Raw genomic sequence first — 21451 nt, 5'->3', positions numbered from 1 at the left:
AACGCGAGAACTCAACCTGTAGCGACTGTCGATGAGACAGACTCGTTATAGGGTCAAGCGAACAAGTGCATGTGGTGGATGCCTTGGCGATCACAGGCGATGAAGGACGCGGTAGCCTGCGAAAAGCTACGGGGAGCTGGCAAACAAGCTTTGATCCGTAGATGTCCGAATGGGGAAACCCACTCCGTATGGAGTATCCATGGCTGAATACATAGGCCATGCGAAGCGAACGCGGTGAACTGAAACATCTAAGTAACCGCAGGAAAAGAAATCAACCGAGATTCCCAAAGTAGTGGCGAGCGAAATGGGATGAGCCTTGCACTCTTTATTTGTATTGTTAGCCGAACGCTCTGGAAAGTGCGGCCATAGCAGGTGATAGCCCTGTAGGCGAAAACAGTATGAAAGAACTAGGTGTGCGACAAGTAGGGCGGGACACGTGAAATCCTGTCTGAAGATGGGGGGACCATCCTCCAAGGCTAAATACTCGTGATCGACCGATAGTGAACCAGTACCGTGAGGGAAAGGCGAAAAGAACCCCGGGAGGGGAGTGAAATAGATCCTGAAACCGCATGCATACAAACAGTCGGAGCCTCGTAAGGGGTGACGGCGTACCTTTTGTATAATGGGTCAGCGACTTACGTTCAGTAGCAAGCTTAACCGTATAGGGCAGGCGTAGCGAAAGCGAGTCCGAATAGGGCGTTCAGTTGCTGGGCGTAGACCCGAAACCAGGTGATCTATCCATGGCCAGGATGAAGGTGCGGTAACACGTACTGGAGGTCCGAACCCACTAACGTTGAAAAGTTAGGGGATGAGCTGTGGATAGGGGTGAAAGGCTAAACAAACCTGGAAATAGCTGGTTCTCTCCGAAAACTATTTAGGTAGTGCCTCGTGTCTCACCTTCGGGGGTAGAGCACTGTCATGGTTGGGGGGTCTATTGCAGATTACCCCGCCATAGCAAACTCCGAATACCGAAGAGTGCAATCACGGGAGACAGACATCGGGTGCTAACGTCCGGTGTCAAGAGGGAAACAACCCAGACCGCCAGCTAAGGTCCCCAAATATAGCTAAGTGGGAAACGAAGTGGGAAGGCTAAAACAGTCAGGAGGTTGGCTTAGAAGCAGCCACCCTTTAAAGAAAGCGTAATAGCTCACTGATCGAGTCGTCCTGCGCGGAAGATGTAACGGGGCTAAGCTATATACCGAAGCTGCGGATGCGAGCTTTGCTCGCATGGTAGGAGAGCGTTCCGTAAGCCTGCGAAGGTGCCTTGTAAAGGGTGCTGGAGGTATCGGAAGTGCGAATGCTGACATGAGTAGCGATAAAGGGGGTGAAAGGCCCCCTCGCCGTAAGCCCAAGGTTTCCTACGCAACGTTCATCGGCGTAGGGTGAGTCGGCCCCTAAGGCGAGGCAGAAATGCGTAGCTGATGGGAAGCAGGTCAATATTCCTGCACCATTGTTAGATGCGATGGGGGGACGGATCGCGGAAGGTTGTCCGGGTGTTGGAAGTCCCGGTCGCTGCATTGGAGAAGGCACTTAGGCAAATCCGGGTGCGTAATTCAAGGGTGTGGCGCGAGCTCCTTCGGGAGCGAAGCAATTGGAAGTGGTTCCAAGAAAAGCCTCTAAGCTTCAGTCTAACGATGACCGTACCGCAAACCGACACAGGTGGGCGAGATGAGTATTCTAAGGCGCTTGAGAGAACTCGGGAGAAGGAACTCGGCAAATTGGTACCGTAACTTCGGGATAAGGTACGCCCTTGTAGCTTGACTGGCCTGCGCCAGGAGGGTGAAGGGGTTGCAATAAACTGGTGGCTGCGACTGTTTAATAAAAACACAGCACTCTGCAAACACGAAAGTGGACGTATAGGGTGTGACGCCTGCCCGGTGCCGGAAGATTAAATGATGGGGTGCAAGCTCTTGATTGAAGTCCCGGTAAACGGCGGCCGTAACTATAACGGTCCTAAGGTAGCGAAATTCCTTGTCGGGTAAGTTCCGACCTGCACGAATGGCGTAACGATGGCCACACTGTCTCCTCCCGAGACTCAGCGAAGTTGAAGTGTTTGTGATGATGCAATCTACCCGCGGCTAGACGGAAAGACCCCATGAACCTTTACTGTAGCTTTGCATTGGACTTTGAACCGATCTGTGTAGGATAGGTGGGAGGCTATGAAACCGGAACGCTAGTTTCGGTGGAGCCGTCCTTGAAATACCACCCTGGTTTGTTTGAGGTTCTAACCTTGGCCCGTGATCCGGGTCGGGGACAGTGCATGGTAGGCAGTTTGACTGGGGCGGTCTCCTCCCAAAGCGTAACGGAGGAGTACGAAGGTACGCTAGGTACGGTCGGAAATCGTGCTGATAGTGCAATGGCATAAGCGTGCTTAACTGCGAGACCGACAAGTCGAGCAGGTGCGAAAGCAGGTCATAGTGATCCGGTGGTTCTGTATGGAAGGGCCATCGCTCAACGGATAAAAGGTACTCTGGGGATAACAGGCTGATACCGCCCAAGAGTTCATATCGACGGCGGTGTTTGGCACCTCGATGTCGGCTCATCTCATCCTGGGGCTGTAGCCGGTCCCAAGGGTATGGCTGTTCGCCATTTAAAGAGGTACGTGAGCTGGGTTTAAAACGTCGTGAGACAGTTTGGTCCCTATCTGCCGTGGGCGTTGGATATTTGAAGGGGGCTGCTCCTAGTACGAGAGGACCGGAGTGGACGAACCTCTGGTGTACCGGTTGTGACGCCAGTCGCATCGCCGGGTAGCTATGTTCGGAAGAGATAACCGCTGAAAGCATCTAAGCGGGAAACTCGCCTTAAGATGAGATATCCCTGGGGACTTGATCCCCTTGAAGGGTCGTTCGAGACCAGGACGTTGATAGGTCAGGTGTGTAAGCGCAGTAATGCGTTCAGCTAACTGATACTAATTGCCCGTAAGGCTTGATCCTATAACAAGTCTGTTTCGCGCTAAGAGAGCGCGTCGGACGGGTTGGATTCTCGTGTGTGATACACACAACCTCAATTACTGCTTCTTCCTAGATTGGTTCTGTTGGCCCAAGCCAGCAGGACAACCCTCTTTGCCTGATGACCATAGCGAGTCGGTCCCACCCCTTCCCATCCCGAACAGGACCGTGAAACGACTCTACGCCGATGATAGTGCGGATCCCCGTGTGAAAGTAGGTAATCGTCAGGCTCCCCCTAGCCAGAAACCCCCGCCCAACCGGCGGGGGTTTTTGCATTGGCGCGGCAGAAAGAGCACTCGGCCAGCTGCATCGGCTCGAGTCGGCGGGATCGAACGAACCCGGTCGGTTTGCGATAGCTCGGTGATGTGCCCAGGACCGACTCGCTAGAAGCCACGCTGCTCACCAGGTTCACGACGAGTCGGCCCATATCCCCTAATCGTTACGCTGCCGCGGAACTGCTCATCGCCGGAACGCGCGATGCATCAAGCTTGCGATATCTGCGATGCATGTCCGGCGGCCACGCGCCAACGATCTCCTACTGGGCGCCACAGCCGCGTGTAGGCGAACCTGCCGCTGAACGCCGTGCCGTCGAAATCACCGGCAAGCACGACCGTTGTCGCGGTGACGATCATCTCGCCGATTGCCTGTACCCGCATCTCCACGAGATCCAGCGTGTCCACGCGCAACAGCTTCGCGCGATGCGCGGCCAGGTCGTCGTGTTTCGAAATGATCTGCCCCGTCGGAATGGTGAAAATCAGGTCATCATCAAGCAGCGTGTCCAATGCGTCGACGTCGTTGCTCAGCATCGCCGCGCGGAGCGCGATTTCATACGGTTCAATGATTTCACGAGCTGAATTCATGTCCGGGCCTCGCATCAGCTTGAAAAGTTGGGGTTTGCTGCATCGTCCATAAGGCGCTACGGAAGCTCGGCTACGCGGCCAACGTCATTCGGCCTTTGAAAGCGTGTCATCATGGTCGGCCACACGGCGGTCGATGTGAGGTGCCGCCCCAAAAGAGAGACGCGACCGCGACATTGAATATGTCAGCTGCTTGCCGTGCTCACAGCACAGCATCGATCCGCCGCGCAGCATCACGCCACAAGAACCACCGGCGCCAATCAACAGTACACCGCCATTCCAGAATCGTTCCCAAATCCGCCGCCGGTCCCGCGCAGCGAGCGTTGACGCGCCAAACCACAATACACGCCCGCGCCGCAACCGTATCGGCTCAACCCCCTCCACGCTCCAACTGCACCGCATTGACATCGCGCCGGAAAGCCCCCGGACTCTTCCCCGTCCATTTGCGGAACGCGCGATGAAACGCGCTCGGCTCGGAGAAGCCGAGTTCGGCTGCGATCTCCGCGACACTGAGCTTATGTCCGCGCAGCAGCGCCTGTGCCAGCGCACTGCGCATCTCGTCCTTGATCGCCGCGAAGCTCTGCCCTTCGCTGCGCAAGCGCCGTCGCAGCGTCGCCGGCGGCATGTCGAGCCGCGCGGCCAGCGCGTCGAAGTTCGGCCACTCGGCGGCTGGTAACGCTTTCAGGTGCGCACGTGTCTTCGCGACCCAGCCGCTATCGTGCCGGTAACGGACCAGCAAGTTCCCCGGTGCGCCGCGCAGAAATGTCTTCAGCGATTGTGCGGAGCGGATCGTCGGCAACGACAGATACGCGGCATTGAACGCAAGCCTGCTGTCGGGGCGATCGAAATGCACCGGTACACCGAAGAATTGATGGTAGTCGCTGCGCTGGTCCGGGCTCGGGCACGCAAAATCGATGCGCCGCAACGGAATGCGCCGCCCGATCAGCCAGCACGCGAGCCCGAGCAGGATCAGCCAGAACGTGCGGTACGCGAACGCCGAATAGGGCGCGCCCGCTTGCGTGAGGACGATCTGCGCCTGACCGTCGGCAACGACGAGCTCGCCGCGCGGTTCGTCGAGCACCACCCGCAGAAACCGCAGCGCGCGCCGCAGCGCCTGCTCGAGCGTGGCCGCATGCAGGACCGCGTGACACAGCAGCGCGAAGCTGCCGCGCCGCATCGGTCGAGCCGCAAGCCCGAAGAATTCGTCGTCGATTGCGCTGGCGATAGCGAGCCACAGCCGTCCGTACTGCTGCGGCGTGACGGGTTCGCGCACTGCCGTCCGGAGTCCGGCTGCCCGCAGCACCGGCTCGGCCGGGATGCGTTGCCGGTGCAGGCATTCGAGCGCATCCTCGACGAAACCGGGCGAAATCATCTGCGGCGCCATACTCTTGATCTCCTCCGGACATGGCAAAAGCGATCACGATTCTAGATTCGCTTTGTCATTGATTGCAATGTGGCCGCTGTCTACCATCATCGACATAGCCGCGGTTCGCCGACGGTCATAACGAAACAGGAGACAAGCATGCGCAATGGAGCAACCGCCCGGGCGGCGCCGGCCTACGCCGACGCCGTTGCCGGCTTCCGTATCGAGACGGCCGCCGCGCAGCTGCACGGCGACCTCGAGCAGGGTCTGAACGCCTGCATCGAATGCTGCGACCGCCATGCCGCGGCGAACCCCGACGCCATCGCGCTCGACTGGATCGACGCCGGCGGCCGACACAGCAGCTATACGTTCGCGCAGATGCTCGCGCTGTCGGCGCGCGTCGCGAACCTGCTGGTCGAACAGGGCGTGCAGCCCGGCGACGTCGTGGCCGGCCTGCTGCCGCGCACGCCCGAACTGGTCGCGACGATCCTCGGCGTGTGGCGCGCGGGCGCGGTCTACCAGCCGCTGTTCACGGCGTTCGGGCCGAAGGCGATCGAGCACCGGCTGCGCATGAGCGACGCGAAGCTGGTCGTGACCAACGTCGCGAACCGCGGCAAGCTCGATGAGTTGGCGGATTGCCCGCGAATCGCGACCGTGCGCGAACCGGGCGAGGCGCTCCCGGCCGGCGACATCGATTTCCTCGCCGCGCTCGATGCGCAGCCCGATGCATTCGAGCCCGTGCCGCGCACCGGCACGGACCTGTTCCTGATGATGTCGACGTCGGGCACGACCGGGCTGCCGAAGGGCGTGCCGGTGCCGCTGCACGCGTTGCTCGCGTTCGGCGCGTACATGCGCGACGCGGTGGACCTGCGCGCGGACGACCGATTCTGGAACATCGCGGACCCGGGCTGGGCCTACGGGCTCTATTACGCGATCACCGGGCCGCTGCTGCTCGGCCATGCGACGACGCTGGTCGAAGGCGGCTTCTCCGTCGACGCCACCTATGACGTGATCGAGCGGCTGGGCATCACCAGCCTCGCCGGCTCGCCGACCGCGTACCGGCTGCTGATGGCGGCCGGCCCCGAAGCTGCAACGCGCGTGAAGGGCAAGCTGCGCGTCGTGAGCAGCGCGGGCGAACCGCTGAATCCGGAAGTCATCCGCTGGTTCGACGCCGAGCTTGCCGCGCCGATTCGCGATCACTACGGGCAGACCGAGCTCGGCATGGTGGTGAACAACCATCACGGCCTCGCGCACCCGGTGCATCCCGGCTCGGCCGGCGTCGCGATGCCCGGCTACCGGGTCGCGGTGCTCGACGACGCGGGCCGCGAACTCGGGCCGAACCAGCCCGGCGTGCTCGCGGTCGACATCGCGCGCTCGCCGCTGCTGTGGTTCACCGGCTACTGGCGCCAGCAGACGCCGGCCATCGCCGGCGGCTATTACCGCACCGGCGACAACGTGGAGCTGGAGCCGGACGGCAGCATCAGCTTCATCGGCCGCGCGGACGACGTGATCACGTCCGCCGGCTACCGGATCGGGCCGTTCGACGTCGAAAGCGCGCTGATCGAGCATCCGGCCGTGATGGAGGCGGCCGTGATCGGCGTGCCCGATCCGGAGCGCACCGAGATCGTCAAGGCGTACGTCGTGCTGTCGGATGGCCACGCGGGCTCGCCGGCACTGGCCGACGAACTGAGCCTGCACGTGAAGAAGCGCCTGTCGGCGCATGCGTATCCGCGCGCGGTCGAATTCGTCGACGCGTTGCCGAAGACGCCGAGCGGCAAGATCCAGCGCTTCGTGCTGCGCAAGATGGAAGCCGAAAAGGCGGCTTGACCGCCGCATATCTCACCCTGAATCGGACGACGAATGAACATCAAGGACCGTGTTTTCATGATTACGGGCGCCGGCTCCGGCCTCGGCGCGGCCGTGGCGCGCATGGTCGTCGAGCACGGCGGCAAGGCCGTGCTGCTCGACGTCAATGACGAGGCCGGCGCGCGCCTCGCACGCGAGCTCGGCGCGGCCGCGCGCTTCGTGAAGACCGACGTGACCAGCGAAGCCGACGGGCAGGCCGCGCTTGCCGCCACGCTCGACGCGTTCGGCCGGATCGACGGGCTCGTCAACTGCGCGGGCGTCGCGCCTGGCGAGAAGGTCGTCGGGCGCGACGGGCCGCACCGGCTCGCGAGCTTCGCGCGCGCGGTCTCGATCAACCTGGTCGGGACCTTCAACATGATCCGGCTGGCGGCCGACGCGATGTCGAAGCAGGACGCCGACGCGAACGGCGAGCGCGGCGTGATCGTCAACACCGCGTCGATCGCCGCGTTCGACGGGCAGATCGGGCAGGCGGCCTATGCGGCGTCGAAGGGCGGCGTGGTCGGCATGACGCTGCCGGTCGCGCGCGAGCTCGCGCGCTTCGGCATCCGCGTCGTGACGATCGCGCCGGGCATCTTCGCGACGCCGATGATGACCGGGATGCCGCAGGTCGTGCAGGACTCGCTGGGCCGGAGCGTGCCGTTTCCGTCGCGTCTCGGCCGCCCGGAGGAGTTCGCCGCGCTGGTGCGGCACATCGCCGGGAACACGATGCTGAACGGCGAAGTCATTCGACTCGACGGCGCGTTGCGGATGGCGCCGCGCTGACACTGTACTGGAGGAACTCGATCATGACGACGCAGGACCCGATCGTAATCGTCGGCACGGCACGCACCCCGATGGGCGGTTTCCAGGGCGACCTGGCCGCCGCGACGGCGAGCGAGCTGGGCGCGGTGGCGATTCGCGCGGCGCTCGAACGCGCCGGCGTGCCGGCCGGCCAGGTGGACGAGATCGTCTTCGGCTGCGTGCTGCCCGCAGGGCAGGGACAGGCGCCGGCCCGGCAGGCGGCGCTGAAGGCGGGGCTGCCGCTCGCGGCGGGCGCGACCACGGTCAACAAGATGTGCGGCTCCGGGATGAAGGCCGCGATGTTCGCGCACGACCTGCTCGTCGCCGGCTCGGCCGACGTGCTCGTCGCGGGCGGCATGGAAAGCATGACCAACGCGCCGTACCTGCTGCCGAAGGCGCGCGGCGGGATGCGCATGGGCCACGGGCAGGTGCTCGACCACATGTTCCTCGACGGCCTCGAGGACGCGTACGACAAGGGCCGCCTGATGGGCACGTTCGCCGACGAATGCGCGGCCGAGTACGCGTTTTCGCGCGACGCGCAGGACGCGTTCGCGATCGCGTCGCTCACGCGCGCGCAACGCGCGATCGCGGAAGGACGCTTCACGTCGGAGATCGCGCCGGTGACCGTGAAGGCCGGCAAGACGGAAGCCGTCGTGTCGATCGACGAGCAGCCGGGCAAGGCGAAGCTCGACAAGATCCCGACGCTCAAGCCGGCGTTCCGCGAAGGCGGCACGGTGACGGCCGCGAATTCGTCGTCGATCTCGGACGGCGCCGCGGCGCTGGTGCTGATGCGCCGGTCGGAAGCGGAAAAGCGCGGCCTGACGCCGAAGGCGGTGATCGTCGGCCATTCGACTTATGCCGACAAGCCCGCACTGTTCCCGACGGCGCCGGTCGGCGCGCTGCGCAAGCTGTCGGAGAAGACCGGCTGGGCGCTGCGGGACGTCGACCTGTTCGAGATCAACGAAGCGTTCGCGGTGGTCGCGATGGCCGCGATGCGCGATCTCGACCTGCCGCACGACAAAGTCAACGTGCACGGCGGCGCGTGCGCGCTCGGCCACCCGATCGGCGCGTCCGGCGCGCGCGTGATGGTCACGCTGCTCGCGGCGCTCGAGACGCATGGGCTGCGGCGCGGCGTGGCGTCGCTCTGCATCGGCGGCGGCGAGGCGACGGCGATCGCGATCGAACGCATCGCATAATCGAGGCGCATGCCGCGACGCAAAGCGGGCGACGGGTTTCGCACCCGTCGCCCGCTTTGCTTTACGCGGGACGCTGCACGCGCGACCCCGCTAAGCGTTCGGCGACACCGCGCCGCACGCGCGAATCACGAGCTGTACGACTTGCTCGGTCTTCTCCGCGAACGCCTTCTGCGTGAGCGCGCGCTTGCCGCTCAGCGCGCGGATCTGCGCATCGAAGTCCGCGTAATGCTGGGTCGTCGCCCAGATCAGATACATCAGCGCCTGCGCGTCGATCGGTGCGAGCAGCCCGCGCGCGTTCCAGTCGTCGATCACCTTCACGCGCGTATCGAACCACGGCTTGACGCGCTGCGCCAGGATGTCCTGCATGTGCTCCGCGCCGTGGATGATCTCGTTCGCCCACACCTTCGAGCCTAGCGGCCGCCGGCGCGACAGCTCCATCTTCGCTCGCACGTAGCCGCCGATCGCTTCGACCGGGTCGTCGCTGTTCTCGAACGTGTTGGCTGCCCGATGCCAGTCCTCGAACAGGTCTTCGAGCACCCGGCGGTACAGCGCCAGCTTCGTCGGGAAGTAGTAATGCAGGTTGGCCTTCGGCAGGCCCGCGCGTTCGGCGATCATCGCCGTGCTCGCGCCCTCGAGCCCGCGCTCCGCGAACACGGCTTCGGCGCACGCAAGCAGATGCGCTTCATTCGACTCCCGGATATGTGCCTTGCGCCGCCGCAAAGGCGTGGGCGTTGCTTCGCTTTCCATCGCTTCGGTTACGGCTTCGTCACGTTTCATCGTTGGCCTCGCGCGGCGCGGATGCCGCGTTGCGCTTCATTCTAGCCGCTCGTCCGCGGGCTGACACGCCCCCGTATCGCGTTGCACACCATGCGATGCTGCGACGCGGTGGCACGCTTCTCGCTACAAGTCTTCACGCAAGAAAGACATTGATTTGCCAATGGGATTCGCCTAAAACCTGTCCAATCGGACAGGATTGGCCGAGCGGCGGAGGACCCCGCCGAATCGCCCGGTCACTCGCCGGCAGTGAACCGGAAACGTGCACCTTGTGCGTGCGGCCATGCCCCGAAACAGGCCGCGCATGCACCGGCAGCGACTGAACCGACAGCATGACTGATCAGAGGAGCGACGCGAATGAACGCGGTATCCGAAGCAGCGAAGCGGGCGGCACTCGACCCGTCGATCAAGATCGACGGCAAGCGTTTGTGGGACAGCCTGATGCAGATGGCGAAGATCGGCGCAACGCCGAAAGGCGGCGTCTGCCGTCTCGCCCTCACCGATCTGGACAAGGCTGGTCGCGACCTGATCGTCGGCTGGGCGAAAGCCGCCGGCTGCACGGTAACGGTCGACCAGATGGGAAACGTGTTCATGCGCCGCGAGGGCCGCGTGCCGGACGCGCCGCCCGTCGTTACCGGGTCGCATGCGGATTCGCAGCCGACAGGCGGCCGGTTCGACGGCATCTACGGCGTGCTGGGCGGGCTCGAAGTGATTCGCAGTCTTAATGACTACGGGATCGAGACCGAGCATCCGGTCGAAGTCGTGATCTGGACCAACGAGGAAGGCTCGCGCTTCGCGCCCGCGATGGTTGCGTCGGGCGTGTTCGCCGGCGTGTTCTCGCTCGACTACGGCCTGTCGCGCAAGGACGTCGACGGCAAGACGATCGGCGACGAGCTCGCGCGCATCGGTTATGCGGGCGACGTGCCGTGCGGCGGGCGTCCGCTGCACGCGGCGTTCGAGCTGCATATCGAACAGGGGCCGATTCTCGAAGCCGAGCAGAAGACGATCGGCGTCGTCACCGACGCGCAGGGGCAGCGCTGGTACGAAATCACGCTGACGGGACAGGAGGCACATGCCGGCCCGACGCCGATGCCGCGTCGCCGCGATGCGCTGCTGGGCGCGTCGCGCGTCGTCGATCTCGTCAACCGGATCGGGCTCGATCACGCGCCGTTCGCGTGCGCGACGGTCGGCATGATGCAGGTCTTTCCGAATTCGCGGAACGTGATCCCGGGGCGTGTGTTCTTCACAGTCGACTTCCGGCATCCGGACGACGCCGTGCTCGCGCAGATGGACGCCGCGCTGCGCGACGGCGTCGCACGCATCGCTGGCGGCATCGGTCTCGGCACGCAGCTCGAACAGATCTTCTATTACAAGCCTGTTGCATTCGATGCCGACTGCGTTGGGGCCGTGCGCGCCGCGGCCGATCGCTTCGGCTATTCGCATCGCGACATCGTGTCGGGCGCGGGCCACGACGCGTGCTATCTCGCACAGGTCGCGCCGACGTCGATGGTGTTCGTGCCATGCGTCGACGGCATCAGCCACAACGAGATCGAGGACGCGACGCCCGAATGGATCGAGGCAGGCGCGAACGTGCTGCTGCACGCGATGCTGTCGCGCGCGTGCGAACCCGCTTCATGATGACGCAGCCCTAGCCGGCATTCCCGTTATCGACTGACCGCATCGCCCATAAAACCGCCGTCCCGGTTCCGCATTCGCGCAGCCGGCAGGCACGGCTATGTCCTCACCTTGACGAAGGAACGTGTATGGCCACCCAGCAAACCGGCGATATCGCCGCGCACCGCCTGTCGTCCACGCAACTCTCGTGCGAATTCGCCGACATCGCGCCGCTGCTCGATCCGACCGCCGCGGCCGCGGCGGCAAGCCGCTGTCACTACTGCTACGACGCGCCGTGCGTGCACGCATGCCCGACGCAGATCGACATCCCCGGCTTCATCCGCAAGATCGGCAACGGCAACCTGAAAGGCGCGGCGACGGACATCCTGTCCGCGAACCCGCTCGGCGGGATGTGCGCGCGCGTGTGCCCGACCGAGATCCTGTGCGAAGGCGCATGCGTGCGCAATCACCAGGACGCACAGCCCGTCGCGATCGGCGCGCTGCAGCGGCACGCGACCGACTGGGCGATGGCAACAGGCGCCGTATCGTTCCGTCGCGCGCCCGACACGGGGCGTCACGTCGCGGTGGTCGGCGCGGGGCCGGCGGGGCTTGCGTGCGCGCATCGGCTCGCGCTCGCGGGGCATCGCGTCACGCTGTTCGACGCGCACGCGAAGGCGGGCGGGCTCAACGAATACGGCATCGCGGCCTACAAGACCGTCGACGATTTCGCGCAGCGCGAGGTCGACTGGCTGTTGTCGGTGGGCGGCATCGAGCTGAAGACGGGCGTCGCGCTCGGACGCGACGTGACGCTCGACGCGCTGCGCCAGCAGCATGATGCGGTGTTTCTCGCGATCGGCCTCGGTGGCGTGCGCGCGCTGGCGCTCGACGGCGAGGACCTTGCCGGCGTGATGAATGCAGTCGATTTCATCGAGCAGGTGCGGCAGGCTGATGCGCTCGAGAACGTGCCGGTCGGACGCCGCGTGGTCGTGATCGGCGGCGGCAATACGGCGGTCGATGCGGCGGTGCAGAGCCGCAAGCTCGGCGCGGCGCGCGTCACGATGGTCTATCGCCGCGGCGTGGAAGCGATGAGCGCGACCTGGGCGGAACGCGAGTTCGCGCAGAAGAGCGGCGTCACGCTCGTTACGCACGCGAAACCGGTGCGCATCGCCGGCGAGGGCGGCCACGTGGCGCGCGTCGAATTCGAGTCGGCGTCGGGCGAATGCTTCACGATCGACGCGGACATGGTGCTGAAGGCGATCGGCCAGACGTTGGTGCCGGCCGGGATCGACGCCGCGCTGCTGACCGCGGACGGCACGCGCATCGCCGTGGATGCGCACGGCCGCACCGTGTTGCCGGATGTCTGGGCGGGCGGCGATTGCGCGGCCACGGGCGGCCTCGACCTGACGGTCCAGGCCGTGCAGGACGGCAAGCGCGCGGCGGCGTCGATCGACGCGGCCCTCGTGCGGCGCGACGCCAAGGCGGCGTGAGCGCGGCCTGCGCGAGCGCATCGGGCGCACCGCAGGCATCGCTGGCGTCGTACCCCACCACGCGGATCACGATCAACGTCCCTCATTCACGGAGCCGAACATGGCCGACCTTCGCTGCACCATCGCGGGCATCACTTCGCCGAATCCCTTCTGGCTCGCGTCCGCGCCGCCGACCGACAAAGCCTACAACGTGAACCGCGCGTTCGAAGCGGGCTGGGGCGGCGTCGTCTGGAAGACGCTCGGGCTCGATCCGCACGTCGTCAACGTCAGCTCGCGCTACGGCGCGGTGCAGTGGAACGGCCAGCGCATCGCGGGGCTGAACAACATCGAGTTGATCACCGACCGTCCGCTCGACGTGAACCTGCGCGAGATCACGCAGGTGAAGCGCGACTGGCCGGACCGCGCGCTGATCGTGTCGCTGATGGTGCCGTGCAACGAACGCGACTGGAAATGGATCCTGCCACTCGTCGAGGATACGGGCGCCGACGCGGTCGAACTCAACTTCGGCTGCCCGCACGGAATGAGCGAGCGCGGGATGGGCGCGGCCGTCGGGCAGGTGCCGGAGTACGTCGAAATGGTCACGCGCTGGGTCAAGGAAGGCACGAAGCTGCCGTGCCTCGTGAAGCTGACGCCGAACATCAGCGACATCCGGATGGGCTCGCGCGCCGCATACAAGGGCGGTGCGGACGGCGTGTCGCTGATCAACACGATCAATTCGATCGTCGCGGTGGATCTCGACCAGATGGCGCCGATTCCGACGGTCGACGGCAAGGGTACGCACGGCGGCTACTGCGGGCCGGCCGTCAAGCCGATCGCACTGAACATGGTCGCCGAAATCGCGCGCGATCCGCAAACGCCGAACCTGCCGATCTCCGGCATCGGCGGCATTTCGACGTGGCGCGACGCGGCCGAGTTCATCGTGCTCGGCGCGGGCAGCGTGCAGGTGTGCACGGCCGCGATGCATTACGGCTTCCGGATCGTGTCGGATCTCGTGGACGGCCTGTCGAACTGGATGGACGAGAAAGGCTACGCGACGCTCGACGACGTGCGCGGGCGCGCGGTGCCGAACGTCACCGACTGGCAATACCTGAACCTGAACTACGACATCAAGGCGCGCATCGACCAGGACCGCTGCATCCAGTGCGGGCTGTGCCATATCGCGTGCGAGGACACGTCGCACCAGGCGATCACGGCGCGAGAAGGACGGCGTGCGCCACTTCGAGGTGATCGACGCGGAATGCGTCGGGTGCAATTTATGCATGCATGTGTGCCCGGTCGAGCAGTGCATCACGATGGCGCGCGTCGATGCGGGCGGCTATGCGAACTGGACCACGCATCCGAACAATCCGGCGCGCGTCGACGCAGGCGCGAGCGCGGCTCAGCCCGCGAAACACGCGAAAGCTGCCTGACCGGCGTGCGGCGCCCGGTACCGGTCCGGGCGCCGTTTCCGATCCTTCCGGCCCGGCGTCGCGCGCCACGCGGCGCGGGCGTGGATGATTCCGTGGAGCGTTTTCGATGAAGCTGACAGCGAACCCCGCCGATCCCGACGGCGCAGCCGCGCACGGCGGCAGTCTCTACAACGACGATCTCGCGCCGACGACGGCCGCGCAGCGCACGTGGAAGTGGTATCACTTCGCGGCGCTGTGGGTCGGGATGGTGATGAACATCGCGTCGTACATGCTCGCGGCCGGCCTGACCGAGGAGGGCATGTCGCCGTGGCAGGCGGTGCTGACCGTGCTGCTCGGCAACCTGATCGTGCTCGTGCCGATGCTGCTGATCGGTCACGCGGGCGCGAAGCACGGCATCCCGTACGCGGTGCTCGTGCGCTCGTCGTTCGGCACGCAGGGCGCGAAACTGCCGGCGCTGCTACGCGCGATCGTTGCGTGCGGCTGGTACGGCATCCAGACCTGGCTCGGCGGCAGCGCGATCTATACGCTGCTGAACATCCTGACCGGCAATGCGTTGCACGGCGCCGCGCTGCCGGTGCTCGGCATTTCCGTCGGGCAGCTCGCGTGCTTCCTGGTGTTCTGGGCGCTGCAGCTCTACTTCATCCTGCACGGCACCGATTCGATCCGCTGGCTCGAAAGCTGGTCGGCGCCGATCAAGGTCGTGATGTGCGTTGCGCTCGTCTGGTGGGCGACGTCGAAGGCGGGCGGGTTCGGCTCGATGCTGTCGGCGCCGTCGCAGTTCGCGGCCGGCGGCAGGAAGGCAGGGCTGTTCTGGGCGACGTTCTGGCCGGGCCTGACCGCGATGGTCGGCTTCTGGGCGACGCTCGCGCTCAACATCCCGGACTTCACGCGCTTCGCGCATTCGCAGCGCGACCAGGTGATCGGGCAGTCGATCGGGCTGCCGGTGCCGATGGCGCTGCTGTCGGTCGTGTCGGTGGTCGTGACGTCGGCGACCGTCGTGATCTACGGCAAGGCGATCTGGGATCCGATCGACCTGACGAGCCGGATGACGGGCATCGGCGTCGGCATCGCGCTCGTGATCCTCACGCTCGACACGATGTGCTGCAACCTCGCCGCGAATCTCGTCGGTCCTGCCTACGACTTCTCCAGCCTGTGGCCGAAGCGGATTTCATATCGCACGGGCGGCCTGATCACCGCGACGATCGCGATCGTGATGATGCCGTGGAAGATCCTCGCGACGACCGACGGCTACATCTTCACGTGGCTGGTCGGCTATTCGGCGCTGCTCGGGCCGGTCGCGGGCATCCTGATGGTCGACTACTTCCTGATTCGCGGCACGCAGCTCGATACGCGCGCGCTGTTCGACGAGAACGGCCGCTTCAGCTACGCGCGCGGCTGGAACCCCGCGGCGCTCGCCGCGCTGGCGGTCGGCGTGCTGCCGAACCTGCCGGGGTTCCTGCATACGGCGTTTCCCGCGTCGTTTCCGAACGTGCCGGCGTTGTTCAACGCGCTCTATACCTATGCCTGGTTCGTCGGCCTCGTGCTGGCGTCGGCCGTGTATGGAACGTGGATGAAATGGCGCGCCGGGCAAAGCGCGCAGGTGGCGAGCGCCTGAACGGCACAGACATTGTCAGTCAACGAGGAGGCAGCAACATGGCAACCCTGATTCGCGGCGGCACCGTCGTCGATGCGGACCGCACGTATCGCGCGGACATCCTGTGCGCCGATCCGCAGGACGGCGGCACGATCCTGCAGATCGCGCAGCGGATCGACGCGCCGGCCGGCGCGACGATCGTCGACGCGCACGACCAGTACGTGATGCCGGGCGGCATCGATCCGCATACGCACATGGAGCTGCCGTTCATGGGCACGACGGCGAGCGACGATTTCTTCACCGGCACCGCCGCGGGGCTCGCGGGCGGGACGACGAGCATCATCGATTTCGTGATCCCGAGCCCGAAGCAGCCACTGATGGACGCGTTTCGAGAATGGCGAGGCTGGGCGGAGAAGGCGGCGGCCGACTACGGCTTTCACGTCGCGGTGACGTGGTGGGACGAGACCGTGCACCGCGACATGGGCACGCTCGTGCACGATCACGGCGTGTCGAGCTTCAAGCACTTCATGGCGTACAAGAATGCGATCATGGCCGACGACGAGATTCTCGTGAACAGCTTTTCGCGTTCGCTCGAACTCGGCGCGCTGCCGACCGTGCATGCGGAAAACGGCGAGCTCGTGTTCCGCCTGCAGCAGGCGCTGCTCGCGCGCGGGATGACCGGGCCGGAAGCGCATCCGCTGTCGCGTCCGCCGGAAGTGGAGGGCGAGGCCGCGAACCGCGCGATCCGCATCGCGCAGGTGCTCGGCGTGCCGGTGTATATCGTCCACGTGTCGGCGAAGGACGCAGTGGACGCGATCGCGCGCGCGCGCATCGACGGCCTGCGGGTGTTCGGCGAAGTGCTGCCGGGCCATCTCGTGATCGACGAAGCCGTCTATCGCGATCCTGACTGGACGCGCGCGGCGGCCCACGTGATGAGCCCGCCGTTCCGCTCGGCCGAGCATCGCGAGGCGCTGTGGCGCGGGCTGCAGTCCGGCCAGCTGCATACGACGGCGACCGATCACTGCGTGTTCTGCGCGTCGCAGAAGGCGATGGGCCGAGACGACTTCACGAAGATCCCGAACGGCTGCGGCGGCGTCGAGGACCGGATGTCGGTGCTTTGGCATCACGGCGTCAATCGCGGGCGCATCACGCCGAACGAATTCGTGCGGATCACGTCGACGAACGCCGCGCAGATCTTCAACCTGTACCCGCGCAAGGGAGCGGTGCAGGTGGGGGCGGACGCCGATCTGGTCGTGTGGGACCCAGCGGCGACGAAGACGATCTCGGCCAACACGCATCATCAGAAGGTCGACTTCAATGTGTTCGAAGGGATGACGGTGCAGGGCGTCGCGACGCATACGCTGACGCGCGGCGCGCTGGCGTGGGCGGACGGCGAGCTGCGCGCGGTGCGCGGCGCCGGACGCTATCTGAAGCGGCCGCCCGCGGCCTCGTATTACGAGGCCGCACGCATCGCCAACCGGCTGCGCGAACCGCATCCGGTCGAGCGTAGCCGGTAAGCACGCGGGAGGCCGAGGGCGAACCTCGGCGGCGACGCTCAGCGAGCGTCGCTCGCGCCCGCGTCGCGGATCGGGATCACCGTGCGGCCGCCGCAATGGCGCAGCAGGTCGCGCAATTCGTTGATGACCGGAAACACCTCGTGGTTCCAGTCGGCGCCCTGCGCGTCGTGCGCCTGCTGCTCGAGCTCGACGATCCAGCGGTCCTCCTTGAAGATGCGTTCGGTGAACCACACGAGCAGCGGCCACGCGAGGTCCAGCGCGAACGGGATGCCGGGCTTGCGGATCGACAGCAGGCCGAACGTGCGGTTGGTGCGCTGCGCCGCGTCGAGCGGCACGTAGACGATCCACAGGTCCATCACCAGCGTGCCTTCGCTCGAGCGGATGCGCAGCGTCTGGTACGGATAGCCGGTGCGGACCGTCATTACGCTCTTGTCGGCCTGGTCGGCGGGCTTCTTGCTCGCGCCGAACACGAGCGCCTCGCCGACGGGCTGCTTGCCCTCCATCCGCGCGAACGTGTAGTCGACCTCGACCCAGTCGTCGCCGCGGCGGCGGCCCACGGAACGCGCGCGCATCTGCCCCATCTGCCGGCGATGCAGGAACTGGTGGTTCATGTCCATCAGGTTCTCGTGCATGAACGAGTAGTGGCACTTGACCTCGCGGCCGAAGCGGCGCGTCTTGTACGCGCTGTCCTCCGCCGACGGCAGCTCGGGCAGCGGCCGCTCGCCGGCCAGCGCGGCATCGCCGGGAAACACGAAGATCAGGCCGTGCACCTCGCGGCACGGATACGCGCGCACGCCGTTCGGCAGGCGCTCGCGGCCGAGGTAGGGCACGTCGATGCAGCGCCCGGTGCAGTCGTAGGTCCAGCCGTGATAGCAGCAGCGGATCGATTCGCCGGTCACGACGCCCGCGTGCAGCGGCACCTGCCGGTGCGCGCAGCGGTCCTCGAGCGCGAACACCGCGCCGGACGCGGTGCGCACCAGCACGATCGGATCGCCGGCAAAGCGCACGCCGAGCGTGCCGCCGCGCTTGACCTCGCGCGACCAGGCGAGCGGATACCAGTGATCGGGGTGAATCGGCACGCGCCGCAGGTCGCGCACGACCGCTTCGGTGGCCGGTTGTTCGAGGGTGCTGCTGTCAGACAAAGGCACTGCGCGCATGCGTGACGCCTCCTGGCTGGCTGTTGCATTTCGGGCGCCGCAGGTTGCGGCGGCGATCTGTAACGGAGAAGTCTACGCGAAGTTGGCGCGCGAAGCTGAACCGATGCGGGTTTGTCCGGCCGGCGCGCCAGGCGTTTCGTTGATGCAGCGCAATCCGGGCCGCGCGGTGCGCGCGGCGTGGCGGGCGGCGTGTCAGCGTCGCGCGTCGTGCCACAGGACCGCATCGGCGCGATACAGCGCGGGGAAGCGCTGCTTCAGCGCGGCGACTTTCGGCAGGTCGTTGATCGCGATGTACGGCGCGTCCGGATGCAGCTCCAGATAGTTCTGGTGATAGGTCTCGGCCGGGTAGAAGCCGTTGAACGGCTCGACGCGCGTGACGATCGGCGCGGGGAACACGTGCGCGTTGCCGAGCTGCGCGATGTACGCGTTCGCGACCGCGCGCTGCTGCGCGTTGGTCGGGAAGATCGCCGACCGGTACTGCGTGCCGTCGTCGGGGCCCTGGCGGTTGAGCTCGGTCGGATCGTGCACGACCGAGAAGAAGATCTGCAGCAGCCGGCCGTAGGTGATCTGGGCAGGGTCGTAGACGATGCTGACCGATTCCGCGTGGCCCGTCAGCCCGGTGCCGACGAGCGTGTAGTGCGCGGTCGCCGCCATGCCGCCCGCGTAGCCGGCCGTGACCTGCTTCACGCCCTTCACGTGCTCGAACACGCCCTGCACGCCCCAGAAGCAGCCGCCGGCGAGGACGGCCGTCTCGTTGTGCGACGCAGCGGGCGCTTCGTCGAGCGTCGGCGCCGGTGCGTTGTGGATCGGCTCAGCAGAGCGCACGACGCGCTGATAGCCGAAGACGGCGGCGGCCGCCAGCGCGAGCGCAGCGAGGCGGCGCAGCAGCGCCGCGCGCCGCGGTGCCACGGAAATACGCGTGGATGTCGGGATCATCGATTGCTCCTTCGAGATGCTGTGTGGAATGACGAGAACGGCGCGCGCGTTGCGCTCGCAACGGCGGCGGCGCGAATGCGACGCTCAACCGAACGTGAATGCATACGCATCGACGCCGGGATCGAGAAACTCGATCGAGAACGTGCGGTCCGCGATCGGGCCGGCCTGGCGGACGAGCTGATACAGCCGCTGTCCGGTCACGGTGCCGTAGCCGCGCGCGTCCACGTCCGCGCCGTGCGCGTCGCCGGGCGCCGCGCCGTCGAGCGTGACCCGGAAGCGCACCGGCCGGCCGTTCGCGTCGGGCCCGAGCACGAGGTGCAGGTCGCGCGCATGAAAGCGGTAGACGATCCGGCCGGCCGGCGCCGCGAGCGCCGCGTCCTCCGCGCCGACCTTCCACGTGCCGGCGAGGCCCCAGTCGTTCAGGCCGGGCCGGGCCGGCGCGTCGTAGCGATGCGCGGCGTCGCGCACCACGCCGCCCGGCGACGCGAAATCCGCCGCGCGCGCATAGCCGACGTAGGTTTCGGGCGACCGGATGTCCGCGTTGTCGGCGGCGGCCTGCGCGCCTTGCGCGGGTGCGCCGGCAAGCCCGACCGGCACCTTCAGCGCGTCAGGACGGCCCGCTTCGGCGAGCAGCGCCTGGATCGCCCGCTCCGATTCCGCATAGTCGCCTTCGCCGAAGTGATGGCGGCGGATCCGGCCCTGCGCGTCGACGAAGTAGTGCGCCGGCCAGTATTCGTTACCGAACGCGCGCCAGATCGCATAGTTGTTGTCGATCGCGACCGGATAGCCGATGCCGAGATCGTGGACGGCCTTCCGGACGTTGCCGATGTCGCGCTCGAACGCGAATTCCGGCGCGTGCACGCCGATCACGACGAGCCCGTACGGTGCGTACTTGCGCGCCCACGCGTTGATGTACGGAAGCGTGCGCAGGCAGTTGATGCACGAATAGGTCCAGAAGTCGACGAGCACGACCTTGCCGCGCAGGCCGGCGGTGGTGAGCGGCGGCGAGTTCAGCCACTGCACCGCGCCGTCGAGCGGCGGCAGCGTGCCTTCGACCGGCAGCGCGGCCGGTGCGGCGGCGCGCATCGCCTGCACGGCCGGTTGCGGCGACGCGTCGGCGGCCCGCATCATCGCGCCGTCCGGCTGCGCGGGCGCGTCCGCGGCGGTCATGGCTGCGATGGTCGTCGTGCCGCCCGTCGCGGCCATCGCCGGTTGTGCCGCCGACCCGCGTGCGGTGAGGCGGTCGACGAGTTTCGTTTCGAGGCCGGCCGTGGTGACCGTCGACAGCCGCGCCAGCGCGCCCGTATCGAGGCCGAGCGCGATCGCGCCGACCCCGGCCAGCAGCGCGGCGCCGATCCCGCGCTTGATCCATTCGCCCGCGCCGAGCGAGCGCTTCATCGCGGCGAACACCCTGCCGCCGATCACGAGCGCGACGCCGAGCGACGTCGATGCGCCGGCCGCGTACGCGACGAGCAGCAGCGTCGTGCCGACGTTCGCGCCGTGCAGCGCGGCGCCGGTCAGCACGAGCCCGAGGATCGGCCCGGCGCACGGGGCCCACAGCAGGCCGGTCGCGATGCCGAGCAGGAGCGACGAGCCGGGGCCGGCCGGGCGGCCGTCGCGCTGCGCGAGACCGGTGAGCCGGTTGCCGGCGGCGACGAGCGGGCGGGTCAGGTGTTCCGCGAGCCGCGGCATCAGCAGCGTCAGCCCGAACACCGCGAGCAGCGCGAGGGCGGCCCAGCGGCCGGCCTGGTTGGCCTGCGCGGCCCAGCCGCCGCCGACGGCGGCCAGCGTCGCGACGACGGCGAACGTGAGCGCCATGCCGGCGAGGAGCGGCAGGCCGGTGCGCGTGAACGGCTGGTCGGCGCGCGCGAACACGAACGGCAGCACGGGCAGGATGCACGGGCTCAGGATCGTGAGCACGCCGCCGAGATAGGCGAGGACGATGAGCAGCAT

The 21451-nt window shown here is 66.3% G+C and carries 13 protein-coding genes, 2 rRNA genes and 1 pseudogene; 10 read left to right on the top strand and 6 right to left on the bottom strand.

Annotated elements, in window-relative coordinates; all coding sequences use genetic code 11:
- The first annotated feature begins 51 nt into the window (after positions 1–51).
- Positions 52–2933, top strand: a 23S ribosomal RNA gene (locus WJ35_RS18750).
- Between the two features lie 132 nt (positions 2934–3065).
- Positions 3066–3178, top strand: a 5S ribosomal RNA gene (gene rrf / locus WJ35_RS18745).
- A gap of 252 nt (positions 3179–3430) precedes the next feature.
- On the opposite strand, the gene WJ35_RS18740 is transcribed toward rrf, so the two are convergent.
- A complete protein-coding gene (locus tag WJ35_RS18740) occupies positions 3431–3808 on the bottom strand; it encodes a nuclear transport factor 2 family protein (RefSeq protein ID WP_059568600.1) in 378 nt (125 codons plus the stop codon).
- A gap of 367 nt (positions 3809–4175) precedes the next feature.
- The gene (locus WJ35_RS18735) at positions 4176–5189 is read right to left on the bottom strand and encodes an AraC family transcriptional regulator (RefSeq protein WP_069239672.1); all 1014 of its coding nucleotides are present in this window, start codon (positions 5187–5189) and stop codon (positions 4176–4178) included.
- Positions 5190–5327: 138 nt separating this feature from the next.
- Between WJ35_RS18735 and WJ35_RS18730 the strand changes: the two genes are divergently transcribed.
- Genes WJ35_RS18730 through WJ35_RS18720 form a run of 3 tightly spaced genes read left to right on the top strand, consistent with a single transcriptional unit; the run spans position 5328 to position 9010 of the window.
- Positions 5328–6995: an acyl-CoA synthetase gene (locus WJ35_RS18730; protein ID WP_069239671.1), complete on the top strand. Its 1668-nt coding sequence runs from the start codon at positions 5328–5330 to the stop codon at positions 6993–6995.
- Between the two features lie 33 nt (positions 6996–7028).
- Positions 7029–7796, top strand: coding sequence for a 3-hydroxyacyl-CoA dehydrogenase (locus tag WJ35_RS18725; RefSeq protein WP_069239670.1), 768 nt, complete (start codon positions 7029–7031; stop codon positions 7794–7796).
- Between the two features lie 23 nt (positions 7797–7819).
- The gene (locus tag WJ35_RS18720) at positions 7820–9010 is read left to right on the top strand and encodes an acetyl-CoA C-acetyltransferase (RefSeq protein ID WP_069239669.1); all 1191 of its coding nucleotides are present in this window, start codon (positions 7820–7822) and stop codon (positions 9008–9010) included.
- A gap of 90 nt (positions 9011–9100) precedes the next feature.
- Here WJ35_RS18720 and WJ35_RS18715 read toward each other — a convergent pair whose 3' ends face one another.
- Positions 9101–9787 (bottom strand): TetR/AcrR family transcriptional regulator, encoded by a 687-nt coding sequence (locus tag WJ35_RS18715; protein WP_069239668.1) that lies wholly within the window; start codon positions 9785–9787, stop codon positions 9101–9103.
- Positions 9788–10141: 354 nt separating this feature from the next.
- On the opposite strand from WJ35_RS18715, the gene WJ35_RS18710 reads away from it, so the two are divergent.
- From WJ35_RS18710 to hydA, 5 genes and pseudogenes are all read left to right on the top strand, one after another.
- The gene (locus WJ35_RS18710) at positions 10142–11422 is read left to right on the top strand and encodes a Zn-dependent hydrolase (protein ID WP_060232580.1); all 1281 of its coding nucleotides are present in this window, start codon (positions 10142–10144) and stop codon (positions 11420–11422) included.
- A gap of 125 nt (positions 11423–11547) precedes the next feature.
- On the top strand, positions 11548–12885 hold the full coding sequence (locus WJ35_RS18705) for an NAD(P)-dependent oxidoreductase (protein WP_069239667.1): 1338 nt from the start codon (positions 11548–11550) through the stop codon (positions 12883–12885).
- 100 nt (positions 12886–12985) lie between these two features.
- Positions 12986–14294, top strand: a pseudogene (gene preA / locus WJ35_RS18700) (NAD-dependent dihydropyrimidine dehydrogenase subunit PreA).
- A 106-nt stretch (positions 14295–14400) separates the two neighbouring features.
- Positions 14401–15909: an NCS1 family nucleobase:cation symporter-1 gene (locus WJ35_RS18695; RefSeq protein WP_060232571.1), complete on the top strand. Its 1509-nt coding sequence runs from the start codon at positions 14401–14403 to the stop codon at positions 15907–15909.
- 38 nt (positions 15910–15947) lie between these two features.
- Complete coding sequence (gene hydA / locus WJ35_RS18690; RefSeq protein ID WP_069239666.1) at positions 15948–17405, top strand: dihydropyrimidinase; 1458 nt, start codon at positions 15948–15950, stop codon at positions 17403–17405.
- Between the two features lie 38 nt (positions 17406–17443).
- Here hydA and WJ35_RS18685 read toward each other — a convergent pair whose 3' ends face one another.
- From WJ35_RS18685 to WJ35_RS18675, 3 genes are all read right to left on the bottom strand, one after another.
- On the bottom strand, positions 17444–18562 hold the full coding sequence (locus WJ35_RS18685) for an aromatic ring-hydroxylating oxygenase subunit alpha (RefSeq protein WP_069239665.1): 1119 nt from the start codon (positions 18560–18562) through the stop codon (positions 17444–17446).
- Between the two features lie 192 nt (positions 18563–18754).
- Positions 18755–19498 carry a peptide-methionine (S)-S-oxide reductase MsrA gene (gene msrA, locus WJ35_RS18680; RefSeq protein ID WP_069239664.1) on the bottom strand — a complete coding sequence of 248 codons (744 nt, stop codon included), beginning with the start codon at positions 19496–19498 and terminating at the stop codon, positions 18755–18757.
- Between the two features lie 84 nt (positions 19499–19582).
- Positions 19583–21451: a cytochrome c biogenesis protein DipZ gene (locus WJ35_RS18675; RefSeq protein ID WP_069239663.1), complete on the bottom strand. Its 1869-nt coding sequence runs from the start codon at positions 21449–21451 to the stop codon at positions 19583–19585.

Origin of the sequence: Burkholderia ubonensis (assembly GCF_001718695.1) — a bacterium.
Lineage (GTDB): Bacteria > Pseudomonadota > Gammaproteobacteria > Burkholderiales > Burkholderiaceae > Burkholderia > Burkholderia ubonensis_B.
The sequence above is the reverse complement of the archived record's forward strand: the minus strand, read 5'-3'. Positions and strand labels throughout refer to the sequence as shown.

Bases quoted from the DNA above. Each gene is read 5' to 3' on its own strand.
- WJ35_RS18740 (WP_059568600.1), bottom strand. From the start codon at position 3,808: ATGAATTCAGCTCGTGAAATCATTGAACCGTATGAAATCGCGCTCCGC.
- WJ35_RS18735 (WP_069239672.1), bottom strand. From the start codon at position 5,189: ATGGCGCCGCAGATGATTTCGCCCGGTTTCGTCGAGGATGCGCTCGAA.
- WJ35_RS18730 (WP_069239671.1), top strand. From the start codon at position 5,328: ATGCGCAATGGAGCAACCGCCCGGGCGGCGCCGGCCTACGCCGACGCC.
- WJ35_RS18725 (WP_069239670.1), top strand. From the start codon at position 7,029: ATGAACATCAAGGACCGTGTTTTCATGATTACGGGCGCCGGCTCCGGC.
- WJ35_RS18720 (WP_069239669.1), top strand. From the start codon at position 7,820: ATGACGACGCAGGACCCGATCGTAATCGTCGGCACGGCACGCACCCCG.
- WJ35_RS18715 (WP_069239668.1), bottom strand. From the start codon at position 9,787: ATGAAACGTGACGAAGCCGTAACCGAAGCGATGGAAAGCGAAGCAACG.
- WJ35_RS18710 (WP_060232580.1), top strand. From the start codon at position 10,142: ATGAACGCGGTATCCGAAGCAGCGAAGCGGGCGGCACTCGACCCGTCG.
- WJ35_RS18705 (WP_069239667.1), top strand. From the start codon at position 11,548: ATGGCCACCCAGCAAACCGGCGATATCGCCGCGCACCGCCTGTCGTCC.
- WJ35_RS18695 (WP_060232571.1), top strand. From the start codon at position 14,401: ATGAAGCTGACAGCGAACCCCGCCGATCCCGACGGCGCAGCCGCGCAC.
- hydA (WP_069239666.1), top strand. From the start codon at position 15,948: ATGGCAACCCTGATTCGCGGCGGCACCGTCGTCGATGCGGACCGCACG.
- WJ35_RS18685 (WP_069239665.1), bottom strand. From the start codon at position 18,562: ATGCGCGCAGTGCCTTTGTCTGACAGCAGCACCCTCGAACAACCGGCC.
- msrA (WP_069239664.1), bottom strand. From the start codon at position 19,498: ATGATCCCGACATCCACGCGTATTTCCGTGGCACCGCGGCGCGCGGCG.
- WJ35_RS18675 (WP_069239663.1), bottom strand. From the start codon at position 21,451: ATGCTGCTCATCGTCCTCGCCTATCTCGGCGGCGTGCTCACGATCCTG.